This window comes from Frateuria soli (assembly GCF_021117385.1).
Taxonomy (GTDB): Bacteria; Pseudomonadota; Gammaproteobacteria; order Xanthomonadales; family Rhodanobacteraceae; genus Frateuria_A; species Frateuria_A soli.
On the sequence record NZ_CP088252.1, the window covers coordinates 1,880,337 to 1,892,881 of the forward strand.

A 12,545-nucleotide genomic window follows, 5' to 3' on the forward strand; every position below is an offset into this window, starting at 1 on the left:
TGGCCTTGGGATCTGTAGCCCCGGGGGCGGCTTGGAGGAGTCCGCTTGCGTGCGATGCTCGGGGCATCGTCGGAGCGTATCGCCCACAAGTGGGCTCCTACGGGTGCTCACGAAAAAAAAAAGCGGGCCCGCAGGCCCGCTTCTTTCATTTCGCCGGATCGGGCGCGATCAGCCGTTGGCGGCCTCGTCCTCGGCCACGGCCTTCATGGACAGGCGGATGCGGCCCTGCTTGTCCACTTCCAGCACCTTGACCTTCACGATGTCGCCTTCCTTGAGCTTGTCGGAGACCTTCTCCACGCGCTCGGAGGAAATCTGCGAGACGTGCACCAGGCCGTCCTTGCCCGGCATGATGGTCACGAACGCGCCGAAGTCCATCAGCTTGGCGACCTTGCCCTCGTAGATGCGGCCCGGCTCGACGTCGGAGACGATCTGCTCGATGCGCTTCCTGGCCTCGTCGGCCGCCAGGCGGTTGACCGAGGCGATGATCACGGTGCCATCGTCGCTGATGTCGATCGTGGTGCCGGTCTCTTCGGTGATCGAGCGGATGGTGGCGCCGCCCTTGCCGATGACCTCGCGGATCTTGTCCGGGTGGATCTTGATGGTGAGCAGGCGCGGGGCGTACTCGCTCATTTCCGAGCGCGGCGTGCTGATCACCTTGGCCATCTCGCCCAGGATGTGCAGGCGACCACGCTTGGCCTGCTCCAGCGCCACCTTCATGATCTCTTCGGTGATGCCGTCGATCTTGATGTCCATCTGCAGCGCGGAGATGCCGTCGGCGCTACCGGCCACCTTGAAGTCCATGTCGCCGAGGTGGTCCTCGTCGCCCAGGATGTCGGAGAGCACCACGAACTGCTCGCCTTCCTTGACCAGGCCCATGGCGATGCCCGCCACCGGCGCCTTCAGCGGCACGCCGGCGTCCATCATGGCCAGCGAGGAACCGCACACCGAGGCCATCGAGGACGAACCGTTCGACTCGGTGATCTCCGAGACCACGCGCAGCACGTACGGGAATTCCTCGATCGAAGGCTTGACCGCCTGCACGCCGCGCTTGGCGAGGCGGCCATGGCCGATCTCGCGACGCTTCGGCGCGCCGAAGCGGCCGGCCTCGCCCACCGAGAACGGCGGGAAGTTGTAGTGGAACAGGAACGGATCCTTCGACTCGCCTTCCGGGGCGTCGATGATCTGCGCGTCGCGGGTGGTGCCCAGCGTGGCCACGACCAGCGCCTGCGTCTCGCCGCGGGTGAACAGCGCCGAGCCGTGGGTGCGCGGCAGCACGCCGACGCGCACGCTGATCGGGCGGATGTCGTCGAGCTGGCGGCCGTCGATGCGCACGCGGGTCTTGAGCACGCTGTCGCGCATGGTGTGGTACTCGAGTTCGCCGAACTCCTTGGCAAGCTCGGCGGTCGACCAGGCATTCGCCTCGGCCTGCCCCTTGAGCGACTCCAGGACGTCAGCCTTGATCGCGGCGATCGCGTCGCGGCGCTGGAGCTTGTCGCGCACCTGGAAGGCTTCTTCCAGCTTGTTGCCGACGGCACCCTTGAGGGCGGCGACCAGCGACTCGTTGCGCGCCGGCGCCTGCCAGCTCGAGGAGGGCCTGGCCGCTTCGGTGGCGAGCTCGGCGATGGTGTTGATGGCGACCTGCATCTGCTTGTGGCCGAACATCACCGCGCCGAGCATCACGTCCTCGGACAGCAGTTTGGCCTCGGACTCGACCATCAGCACCGCGCCGGCGGTACCGGCGACGACCAGGTCGAGATCGGAGGTCTTCAGCTCGGTGGCCGACGGGTTCAGCACGTACTGGCCGTTGACGTAGCCGACGCGGGCGGCGCCGATCGGGCCCTTGAACGGGATGCCCGCGAGCGACAGCGCCGCGGAGGCGCCGAGCATCGCGACGATGTCGCCGTCGACTTCCGGATTCAGCGAAACGACCTGTGCGATGACCTGCACTTCGTTCTTGTAGTCGTCCGGAAACAGCGGGCGCACCGGTCGATCGATCAGGCGCGAGGTGAGCGTCTCCTTCTCAGTCGGACGGCCTTCGCGCTTGAAGAAGCCGCCCGGGATGCGGCCGGCCGAGTAGAACTTCTCGACGTAGTCGACGGTGAGCGGGAAGAAGTCCTGCCCCTCGCGCGGCTTGGCCGCGGCCACCGCAGTGACGAGCACGACCGTGCCGCCCATGCTGACCATGACCGCACCGGACGCCTGGCGGGCGATTTCGCCCGTCTCCAGTGTGACTTCGTGATTACCGTACTGGAATGACTTGGTTACTTTCGCCACGTTGGGTCTCCTCGAGGATTAACGGCGGAGGCCGAGACGTTCGATGAGGCTCTGATACCGAGCCAGGTCGCGGTCCTTGAGGTAGCCAAGGAGGCGCTTGCGCTGGTTGACCAGCTTGAGCAGGCCACGACGCGAATGGTGGTCCTGCTTGTGGTCCTTGAAGTGGTTGGTCAAGTGGTCGATGCGGGCGGACAGCAGGGCCACCTGGACTTCCGGCGAGCCGGTGTCGTTCGGCACGCGGCCGTACTCAGCAATGATCTTGCCGGTCTGTTCTGCGGTAAGGGACATGTGTATCTCTTCCTTCGAAAATGCGGATGCGGAACTTGTGCAACGTCACCTTCCGATGAGGTTGCACAAGCTCCGCCGGTTGAAAGTAGGGCTCTGGAACAAGCTCGCTATTGTAGCGAGGGCGGGCGGCCTGCAACAAGAGCGCCAAATGGCGCCATTTGCGCCGTCGGGCTCGACTCCGGCGCGCCCGCGGACGATGGGCTGGACCGGGGGCTTCATGGACCGGGCAGGTTGAACCCGCGCAAGACGCGGATACGGCCGGCCGGGTCCGGCTCCACCAGCGCCAGCAGGCGACCATCCGGATCGAAGGCCGCACTGCGCCCCTGCTCCGGGCTGCCAGGCCAGGGGATCTGTTGCCCCCGGGTTACGGCGCACGCCTGCTGCTCGTCAAGCGCCAGCGCCGGCAGGTCCGCCAGGCCGGCCGCCAGCGGCAGCAGCAATGCCTCCGCGGCGGCCTCGCCCTGCCCGGCGGCCTGTTCCAGTTCCGCGAGCGTAACCATGGCCGGCTCGCGGAACGGCTCGACCCACAACCGCCGCAACGCGGTCAGGTGCGCCCCGCAACCGAGCCGCTCGCCAAGGTCCACCGCCAGGCTGCGGATGTAGGTGCCGGAGCCGCATTCGACCATGAGCTGCAGCCGGTCGCCTTCGTGCGCCATCAGCTCCAGGCGGTGGATTTCCACCTCGCGCGGCGGTACGTCCACGGATTCGCCACGGCGGGCTTTCACGTACAGCGGCTCGCCGCCCTGCTTGAGAGCCGAATACGCCGGCGGGACCTGCATGATGCGCCCGCGCAACGAGGCAAGCGCCTGCTCGATGGCAGCGTCGTCCAGCGCCGGAACGGCCCGCTGCTCGACCACCTCGCCCTCCAGGTCCGCCGTGGTGGTGGTGATCCCCAGCCGGCACTCCGCCAGATACGCCTTGCGCGAGCCCAGCAGCATGCCGGCGATCTTGGTGCCCTCGCCGAAACACAGCGGCAGCAGGCCGGTAGCCAGCGGATCGAGCGCTCCCGTGTGCCCGCCCTTGGCGGCGCGCAGCAACCGCCGTGCGGCCTGCAGAGCCTGGTTCGAGCTCATGCCCAGCGGCTTGTCGAGCAGCAGGATGCCGTGCAGGTCGCGCAGGCCCAGGCGGATGCCGCGGAGGTTACGACTCGCTTTCGCCATCGGTAGTGGGCTGGATATCGCCGGAATCGCGCAGCAGGCGCTCGATCCGCTCGCTCTTGTCGACCGAGTCGTCGTACTTGAAGCGCATTTCCGGGACCCGCCGCAGGCGCATGCTGCGCGAAAGCGTGCGACGGAACTCGATCGCCAGTTCGTTGAGTGCCTTGACCGCTTCGGTGGCACGCTCCGGCTGCAGCGCGGTCACCCATACGGTGGCCCAGTCCAGGTCGCGGGTGACCTCCACGTCGGACACGCTGACCGAAGGCAGCGCGTGGTCGCGCACGGCGGCGTGCACCAGCAGGCCCAGCTCGCGGCGGAGCTCGGCGCCTACGCGGTCGGTGCGTTTGAAGTCGCGTGAGGGCATTGAAAGGCCGGTAATCGTGAATGGGGAATCGGGAATCGGAAGAGCCCGCGCGGGAACCGGGAGGTCGCGGGGAATCGTCTCGACGATCCCCCATTGACCATTCCCTGTTCCCGGGATGCTTACAGCGTCCTTGCCACTTCGATGCGCTCGAAGCACTCGATCTGGTCGCCGACCTTGACGTCGTTGTACTGCTTCACGGCGATACCGCACTCCATGCCGTTGCGCACTTCGTCGACCAGTTCCTTGAAGCGGCGCAGCGATTCCAGCTCGCCCTGGAAGATCACCGTGTTGTCGCGCAGCACGCGGATCGGCTTGTTCCGCTTGACCGTGCCCTCGGTGACCATGCAGCCGGCCACCGCGCCGAACTTGGAGCTGCGGAACACCTCGCGCACCTGCGCCACGCCGATGATCTCCTCGCGCACTTCCATGCCCAGCAGACCGGATGCGGCCTGCTTCACCTGGTCGATGACGTCATAGATGATCGAGAAGTAGCGGACATCCAGGCCAGCGGTGTCGATCACCTTGCGCGCCGAGGCGTCGGCGCGGACGTTGAAGCCGATGACCAGCGCCTTCGATGCGGCCGCGAGCGTCGCGTCGGACTCGGTGATGCCACCGACCCCGGCGGCAATCACGTTGACCTTCACGTTCTCGTTGCCGATCTGGCTCAGCGAGTCGCGCAAGGCCTGCACCGAACCCTGCACGTCGGCCTTGACCAGGATGTTGAGCGTCTGCTGCTCGGCGCCCTGGCCCATCTGCGCCATGATGTCCTCGAGGCGGTTGGCCTTGCTGACCATGCGCGTCTCGCGGCGCTTCTGCTGGCGCTCGGCGGCCACTTCGCGCGCCAGGCGCTCGTCGGCCACCACCACGAAGTCGTCGCCCGCTTCCGGCACGCCGGAAAGACCCAGCACCTGTACCGGGATCGACGGACCGGCCTCCTGCACGGTCTTGCCGTTCTCGTCGACCAGCGCGCGCATGCGGCCGTACTCCACGCCGCAGACCACGAAGTCGCCGCGCTTCAACGTGCCCTGCTGCACCAGCACGGTGGCAACGGGACCGCGCCCCTTGTCCAGGCTCGATTCGATCACGACGCCGGACGCCGGGCCGTCATGCACGGCCGTCAGTTCCATGACCTCGGCCTGCACCGACACCGCGTCGAGCAGCTCGTCGATGCCCATGCCGGTCTTGGCCGAGACGGGCACGAACGGGGTATCGCCACCCCACTCTTCGGGAATCACTTCCAGGTTGCCCAGGCCCTGTTTGACGTGGTCCGGGTTGGCGTCGGACTTGTCCATCTTGTTGAGCGCCACGATCAGCGGCACCTTGGCGGCGCGCGCATGCTGCACGGCCTCGGCCGTCTGCGGCATCACGCCGTCGTCGGCGGCGACCACCAGCACCACGATGTCGGTGGACTGCGCGCCGCGGGCGCGCATCGCGGTGAACGCGGCGTGGCCCGGGGTGTCGAGGAAGGTGATCACGCCCTTGGGCGTTTCCACGTGGTACGCGCCGATGTGCTGCGTGATGCCGCCGGCCTCGCCCGCCGCGACCTTGGTGCGGCGGATGTAGTCCAGCAGCGAGGTCTTGCCGTGGTCGACGTGGCCCATGATGGTGACCACCGGCGGACGTGCCGACCTCTCGCCTTCGAGCTCGGCGTTCTGCGTGTGCGCGGCCAGTGCAGCCTCGGCGTTGTTCTCGCTCGCTTCGACCGGCGTGTGGCCCAGTTCCTCGACCACCAGCGTCGCGGTATCGCGGTCGATGGTCTGGTTGATGGTGGCCATCACGCCCATCTTGAAGAGCGCCTTGACCACCTCCGAACCCTTGACCGCCATCTTCTGCGCCAGGTCGGCGACCACGTTCGCCTCACCGACCGCCACCTCGCGCACGACCGGCGCGGTGGGACGCGAGAAGCCATGGGGACCGGAGGAAGTACCTGCGCCGCCGCGGACCATGTCGCGACCGCCCTTGCCGGGCTTGCCACGCTTGCTGGAACGGCGCGCGCGATCGGCATCGGACAGGTGAAGCTCGCCGCCGGCAAAGCGCTTGCCACCGGGACCTTCGTCGCGGTCGCGGCCATAACGCGCCTTGGCCCCGCGGTTCTCGGCCGGGGCGGCGGGCGCCGGTGCCGGTGCGGGCGCCGGCGCGGGAGCGACGACGACCTTCTTCTCGCGCTTCCGCGGCTCGTGGATACGCGGCACGATCATGCCGAACGTGCTGTGGTCGGTGACACCGCCAGAAGGCGCCGACGCCGGGGCGGGTGCGGCGGCCTTGGCCGTGTCGGCCGCGGGGGCCTCGACTTCAGCCACCGGCTCCTGCGCCGGCTCGCTCGGCGCGCTGGCGGCGGCCTGCTCGGCGGCCAGACGAGTGGCCTCGGCCGCCTGGCGCTGCTGTTCTTCCTGCGCGCGAAGGGCTTCGTCCTGGCGGCGCTGTTCGGCCTCCAGGCGCTCGCGCTCCTCGTGCTCGCGCTGCTGTTGCGACTCGGCCAGCTTGCGCGCGGCTTCCTCGCGCTCGGGCTCGTTGCTGGCTTCCTCGGCGATCACGCTGCGCTTGACGTAGGTGCGCTTGGCGCGCACTTCCACGTTGACCGTCTTGGCGCTGCTGGCGGCACCGCGCCCGCCGGGCGCGGCAACCTTGAGCTCGCTCACCTTGCGGCGCTTGAGGGTGATCTGGCGCGGCGAGCTGTCCTCCACCTCGGCGGTGGCCTCGCTCTTGCCGTGCGTGCGGCGCAGGAAGCCCAGCAGCTTCACCTTCTCGGTGCTGCTGATGACCTGCTCCGGATCGGAGAAATTCATGCCAGCCTCGCCCAGCTGCCCGAGCAGCTTGGTTACCGGCATGCCCAGCACCTGGGCGAGTTGTTTGATCGTTACATCCGACATCGTGTTCTTTCTCCGCCGTTCCCGCGCTCACCGTCCGTGCGGCACCGCCTGCACGTCCACCTCCATCCCTGGTGGAAGGCTCCGCTGGGAGCCTTCCTCGGCGCGCCCTTCCAAAGGCGCCGCCGTCCGCGGTTAGCCGCCCTTCTCCAGTCGCTCGATCATGGGCGCGCGCGCCGCCATGATCAACGCGGCAGCGCGCTCCTCGTCCATGCCTTCGATGTCGATCAGGTCGTCGACCGCGAGGTCGGCCAAGTCGTCCACCGTACTGATTTCACGTGCAGCCAACGCATAGGCGGTGGTCTCGTCCATCCCGGGCAGGCCGAGCAGTTCCTCGGTCGGCTCGGCGATGCCTTCTTCCACCGCCAGCGCCTCGGTGAGCAGCGCGTCGCGGGCGCGGGCGCGAAGTTCCTCGACGATGTCCTCGTCGAAACCTTCGACCGCCAGCAGCTCGGCGCTCGGCACATAGGCGATTTCCTCGACGCTGGAGAAGCCTTCCTGCACCAGGATATTGGCGATCTCCTCGTCGACTTCCAGCTTGTCCATGAACAGCTGGCGCGCGGCCTGCTGCTCGGCCTCGCTCTTGGCGGTGACCTGGTCCTGGGTCATCACGTTGAGCTGCCAACCGGTGAGCTTGCTGGCCAGGCGCACGTTCTGGCCACCGCGGCCGATGGCCTGGGACAGCTTGTCCTCGGCCACCGCGATGTCCATCGAGTGCTTCTCCTCGTCCATGATGATGGACTGCACTTCGGCCGGCGCCATCGCGTTGATCACGAACTGCGCCTGGTTCTCGTGCCACAGGATGATGTCCACGCGCTCGCCGTTGAGCTCGTTCGACACCGCCTGCACGCGCGAGCCGCGCATGCCGATGCAGGCGCCGATGGGATCGGTGCGGTTGTCATGGGCGATCACGGCGATCTTGGCGCGGTCGCCCGGATCACGGGCACAGCCCTTGATCTCGACCAGGCCCTGGCCGACCTCCGGCACCTCGAGCTTGAACAGCTCGATCATGAATTCCGGCGCGGCGCGCGAGACGAACAGCTGCGGCCCGCGAACCTCCGAACGCACCTCGTAGAGGTAACCGCGCACGCGGTCGCCGACGCGGGCCGACTCGCGCGGAATCGTCCTGTCACGCGGAATGAAGGCCTCGGCGTTGCCGCCCAGGTCCAGATACACGTTGCCGCGCTCGACGCGCTTGACGATGCCGGTGATCAGCTCGCCCACGCGGTCCTTGTAGGCGTCGACCACCTGCTGGCGCTCGGCCTCGCGCACGCGCTGCACGATCACCTGCTTGGCGGCCTGCGCGGCAATCCGGCCGAACTCGGCGTTTTCGATCTGCTGCTCGATGAAGTCGCCAACCTGCGAATCCGCCTTCTCGTCCACCGCGTCCATCAGACGCAGCTGGTGGAAGGGGGATTCCATTTCGCCGTCGTCGGCGATGACTTCCCAGCGCCGGAACGTCTCGTAGTCGCCGCTCTGACGGTCGATCGCAACGCGGATGTCCGGATCTTCCTCCGGATAGCGCTTCTTGGCGGCGGAGGCCAGCGCGGCCTCCATCGCCTCGAAGATCACCTCGCGCGGCACGCCCTTTTCATTGGCGACCGCATCGACGACCAGCAACAGTTCTTTGCTCATTGCAGCAACCTCGGTATTTGTGCGTCCATCCATGGACGCGAGGATCAAGAAGCGGCCTTCCATGGCCGCACTCTCATATTTCTTCCGGCTTCGCTGGTGCTTATTCGCCGGTCTTCTTTGCGGGTTTCCTGCCACCCGGCTTGGGCTGCGGCACGTAGCCAAGCGCTGCCCAGTCCGGCACCACGCGCGCGCTCTCGACGGCGTCGTGATCGAATTCGAATGTCTTGCCCTCGGCCTCGAAGGTCAGCCTGTCGCCATCCACCGCGACCAGCCTGCCGCGCAGGCGGCGACGGCCCTCGATCGGCGCCTTGAGGAGCACCTTCACTTCCTGGCCCGCGACCCGCGCAAACTGCCCGGCCGTGAACAGCGGCCGGTCGATGCCCGGCGAGGAAACCTCGAGCACGTAGTGGCCCGGGATCGGATCCTCCACGTCCAGCATCGCCGACAGTTCGCGGCTGGCCGCCTCGCAATCGTCCAGCGTGACTTCGCGGCCCTCGGCGTGGTCGAGCACGTCCAGGTAGACGCGCAGGGTACTCTGCCCCTGCGACGGGGAGAACTCCACGCCGAGGCATTCCAGGCCCAGATCGGCCAGAACCTCGGTGAAGCGTTGTGCCAGTGCCTGCGTATCCATAGTCGTCGTTTGCATACTCCAGAAACAAAAAATGGGCACATGCGGCCCATTCCCCTACCCCGACGATGTGCCGACTCGTCCAGGCTCTTTCCGGCAGCGCATCGGACACCTTAGCGTCCCGAGCACTGCGACGCATCCTTGCGCCCAACAAAAAAGCCTCACGAGGAGGCTTTCTTGTTCTAAGAAAGATCTGGTAGCGGGGGCAGGATTCGAACCTGCGACCTTCGGGTTATGAGCCCGACGAGCTGCCAGACTGCTCCACCCCGCATCAGAGTCCGCAAACTATAGCGGCATGGCCGATTTCTTGCAAGCTTTTTGGCACCCGTCATGCGTGCCGTTTTCGAGGTTCCGCGGGTTCAGCCCGCGAACGCGGCGCGGCACCAGCCCAGCAGCGGACCCCAGTAAAGGCCCAGTGCCAAGAGTACCAGCGCATTGAGCGAGAGCACGGTGCGCAGGAAGCCATCCGCCTGCGGACGCACTTCCAAGCCTTCAGCGGGCTTGTCGAAGTACATCACCTTGACCACCCGCAGGTAGTAGTAGAGGCCGATGATCGCGAACACCGCGCCCACGATCGCAAGCCACAGCATGCCGGCGTCAATGGCCGCCTGCAGCACCAGGAGCTTGGCGAAGAAGCCGAACAGCGGCGGCACGCCGGCCAGCGAGAACATCGCCAGCATCATCAGGAAGGCCATCCACGGCGAGCGCTGGTTGAGGCCCTTGAAGTCGTCGATCTCCTCGCACTCGAAGCCGGCGCGCGCGAGCGCCAGGATCACGCCGAAGGCCGCGGTGCTCATCAGCGCATAGCAGATGGCATAGAACATCGCCGCCGCGTAGCCCTCGGGACCTGCATTGACCAGGCCCAGCAGCAGGAAGCCCATGTGCGAGATGGTCGAGTAGGCCAGCAGGCGCTTCAGGTTGGTCTGCACGATGGCGACCAGGTTGCCGATTGCCAGCGAGACCACCGCCAGCACGGCCAGCATCAGTTGCCACTGCCCCGCCAGCCCGCCCATGCCCGACTCGAGCAGGCGGTAGGCCATGCCGAAGGCGGCGATCTTGGAAGTCGAGGCGACGAAGGTGGTCACCGAGGTGGGCGCCCCCTGGTAGACGTCCGGGATCCACATGTGGAACGGCGCCACGCCCAGCTTGAAGCTGATGCCCACGATCATGAAGATCAGGCCGAACACCATCAGGTTGGACATGCCCGCCTGCACCACCGCGCCGTGCAGCTGCACCAGCGCCAGCGTACCGGTGGCGCCGTAGACCATCGACATGCCGTACAGCAGCATGCCCGATGACAGCGCGCCCAGCACGAAGTACTTGATCGCCGCCTCGGAGGAGAGTCGCGAGTCGCGGTTCAATGCGACCAGGCCGTATGAGCACAGCGTGAGCAACTCCAGCCCCAGGTAGACCATCACCAGGTTGCCGGCCGAAACCAGCAGCATGGCGCCGATGGTGGCGAAGATCATCAGCGTGTAGAACTCGCCCTGGAACAGCTTGCGGTCCTGCATGTACGGGCGCGAGAACACGAAGATCAGCGCGGTACACAGCAACGCGAAGACCTTGAGTATCTCCGCCGCCGCATCGCGGACGAACATGCCACCGAAGGCGGTCACCGCGACGTCCGGCTGGCCGGCCACCACCAGGTAGATGCCCACCAGCACCACCAGGATCGAAACCCAGTGCAGGATGTTGCGCTGCTCCGGCTTCATCCAGGCGTCCAGCAGCAACAGGAGGCACGCCGCCGCCACCAGATAGAACTCCGGCAGCATGATCATGATGTCGTTGAGATTCGGCATTAGCGTGTGATTCCGCTTAGATCTTGTGAACGGCGAGCTGCTGCACCAGCTGGGACACCGACGCATCCATCAGGTGGACCAGCGGCTGCGGCCAGATGCCAAGTGCCAGCACGGCGAGGGCGAAGGCACCCAGTACGAACGTCTCGCGCCCGTTGATTTCCTTCATCTCGCGCACGTGCGGGTTGGTGATGTCGCCCCACAGCACGCGCTTGACCATCCACAGCGTGTAGGCCGCGCCGATGATCAGGGTGAAGGCGGCGAACAGCGCGATCCACGGGTTGGCGCTGAAGCTGGCCAGCACCACCATGAACTCGCCGACGAAGCCGCTGGTGCCCGGGAGGCCGGAGTTGGCCATGGCGAACAGCACATAGAAGAACCCGAACCACGGCATGACGTTGATCAGGCCGCCGTAGTCCTTGATCTGGCGCGTGTGCAGCCGGTCGTACATCACGCCGATGCAGGAGAACATCGCGCCCGAGACGAAGCCGTGCGAGATCATCTGCACCATCGCGCCCTGCATGCCGAGCTTGGCCGCATCAAGGTTGTTGGCATCGCGCACCAGCATGAAGGCGATGAAGATGCCCAAGGTGACGAAGCCCATGTGCGCGACGGACGAGTACGCCACCAGCTTCTTCATGTCGTCCTGCACGAGCGCGACATAACCGATATAGACCACGGCGATCAGGCTGAGCACGATGATCAGCCAGGCGAAGTGCTCGGACGCGTCCGGCACGATCGGCAGCGAGAAGCGCAGGAAACCGTATCCGCCGATCTTCAGCATCACCGCCGCCAGCACCACCGAGCCGCCTGTCGGCGCTTCCACGTGGGCATCCGGCAACCAGGTGTGCACCGGCACCATCGGCACCTTGACCGCGAACGCGATCAGGAAGGCGAAGAACAGCCAGGTCTGCTCCTTCATCGTCAGCGGCAGCATCGCCAGCGCGTGCAGGTCGAAGGTGCCGGCCTTGAGGTACAGGTAGATCAGCCCGATCAGCATGAAGATCGAACCGAGGAACGTGTAGATGAAGAACTTCAAGGTGGCGTAGACGCGCCGCGGGCCACCCCAGATGCCGATCAGGATGAACATCGGGATCAGCATCGCCTCGAAGAACACGTAGAACAGCAAGGCGTCGGTGGCGCAGAACACGCCGATCATCAGGCCCTCGAGCACCAGCATGGCGGCCATGTACTGGTGCGGCTTGTCCTGGATCACCTCCCAGGCGCCCATGATCACCAGGATCGTGACGAAAGTGGTGAGCAGGATCAGCGCAACCGAGATGCCGTCCACGGCCAGGCCGTAGTGCACGCCGAGCGAGGCGATCCAGACGTGGCTCTCGGTCAGTTGCATGGCGCCGTCGGCGGCGTTGTAGGCCGGCAGCAGGAACAGGCTGGCCACGAAGGTCAGCACCGCCACCAGCAGCGAGATCCAGCGGGCCAGGCCCGGTCGGCCGGAGCCGGCCAGCAGCACCGGAATCGCGCCGACGATGGGAAGCCAGATCAGCAGGCTGAGCAAGTGATTGAACATGGAGCGTG

At 66.4% G+C, this 12,545-nt stretch carries 9 protein-coding genes and 1 tRNA gene; all 10 read right to left on the reverse strand.

The features are described from left to right. Window positions 1–168: 168 nt before the first annotated feature. Complete coding sequence (pnp, locus tag LQ771_RS08630) at window positions 169–2,274, reverse strand: polyribonucleotide nucleotidyltransferase (protein ID WP_231349006.1); 2,106 nt, start codon at window positions 2,272–2,274, stop codon at window positions 169–171. Window positions 2,275–2,292: 18 nt separating this feature from the next. Then, window positions 2,293–2,562, reverse strand: coding sequence for a 30S ribosomal protein S15 (gene rpsO / locus LQ771_RS08635; RefSeq protein ID WP_231349007.1), 270 nt, complete (start codon window positions 2,560–2,562; stop codon window positions 2,293–2,295). Window positions 2,563–2,777: 215 nt separating this feature from the next. Then, a complete protein-coding gene (truB, locus tag LQ771_RS08640) occupies window positions 2,778–3,722 on the reverse strand; it encodes a tRNA pseudouridine(55) synthase TruB (protein ID WP_231349008.1) in 945 nt (314 codons plus the stop codon). Beyond that, window positions 3,703–4,083, reverse strand: coding sequence for a 30S ribosome-binding factor RbfA (gene rbfA / locus LQ771_RS08645; protein ID WP_231349009.1), 381 nt, complete (start codon window positions 4,081–4,083; stop codon window positions 3,703–3,705). Before rbfA ends, truB begins: the two co-directional genes overlap by 20 nt. A 119-nt stretch (window positions 4,084–4,202) precedes the next feature. Continuing rightward, entirely contained in the window at window positions 4,203–6,953 is a 2,751-nt protein-coding gene (infB, locus tag LQ771_RS08650; protein WP_231349010.1) for a translation initiation factor IF-2, read from the reverse strand. Window positions 6,954–7,085: 132 nt separating this feature from the next. Further along, window positions 7,086–8,585, reverse strand: coding sequence for a transcription termination factor NusA (gene nusA, locus LQ771_RS08655; RefSeq protein WP_231349011.1), 1,500 nt, complete (start codon window positions 8,583–8,585; stop codon window positions 7,086–7,088). 100 nt (window positions 8,586–8,685) lie between these two features. Further along, window positions 8,686–9,216 (reverse strand): ribosome maturation factor RimP, encoded by a 531-nt coding sequence (locus LQ771_RS08660; RefSeq protein ID WP_231351880.1) that lies wholly within the window; start codon window positions 9,214–9,216, stop codon window positions 8,686–8,688. A 191-nt stretch (window positions 9,217–9,407) separates the two neighbouring features. Next, a tRNA-Met gene (locus tag LQ771_RS08665) sits at window positions 9,408–9,484 on the reverse strand. 88 nt (window positions 9,485–9,572) lie between these two features. Beyond that, window positions 9,573–11,012, reverse strand: coding sequence for an NADH-quinone oxidoreductase subunit NuoN (gene nuoN / locus LQ771_RS08670; RefSeq protein WP_231349012.1), 1,440 nt, complete (start codon window positions 11,010–11,012; stop codon window positions 9,573–9,575). Window positions 11,013–11,028: 16 nt separating this feature from the next. Further along, window positions 11,029–12,537, reverse strand: a complete 1,509-nt coding sequence (locus LQ771_RS08675; protein ID WP_231349013.1) for an NADH-quinone oxidoreductase subunit M — start codon at window positions 12,535–12,537, stop codon at window positions 11,029–11,031. Between the last annotated feature and the right edge of the window lie 8 nt (window positions 12,538–12,545).

Bases quoted from the DNA above. Each gene is read 5' to 3' on its own strand.
- infB (WP_231349010.1), bottom strand. From the start codon at position 6,953: ATGTCGGATGTAACGATCAAACAACTCGCCCAGGTGCTGGGCATGCCG.
- nuoN (WP_231349012.1), bottom strand. From the start codon at position 11,012: ATGCCGAATCTCAACGACATCATGATCATGCTGCCGGAGTTCTATCTG.
- LQ771_RS08675 (WP_231349013.1), bottom strand. From the start codon at position 12,537: ATGTTCAATCACTTGCTCAGCCTGCTGATCTGGCTTCCCATCGTCGGC.
- truB (WP_231349008.1), bottom strand. From the start codon at position 3,722: ATGGCGAAAGCGAGTCGTAACCTCCGCGGCATCCGCCTGGGCCTGCGC.
- LQ771_RS08660 (WP_231351880.1), bottom strand. From the start codon at position 9,216: ATGGATACGCAGGCACTGGCACAACGCTTCACCGAGGTTCTGGCCGAT.
- nusA (WP_231349011.1), bottom strand. From the start codon at position 8,585: ATGAGCAAAGAACTGTTGCTGGTCGTCGATGCGGTCGCCAATGAAAAG.
- rpsO (WP_231349007.1), bottom strand. From the start codon at position 2,562: ATGTCCCTTACCGCAGAACAGACCGGCAAGATCATTGCTGAGTACGGC.
- rbfA (WP_231349009.1), bottom strand. From the start codon at position 4,083: ATGCCCTCACGCGACTTCAAACGCACCGACCGCGTAGGCGCCGAGCTC.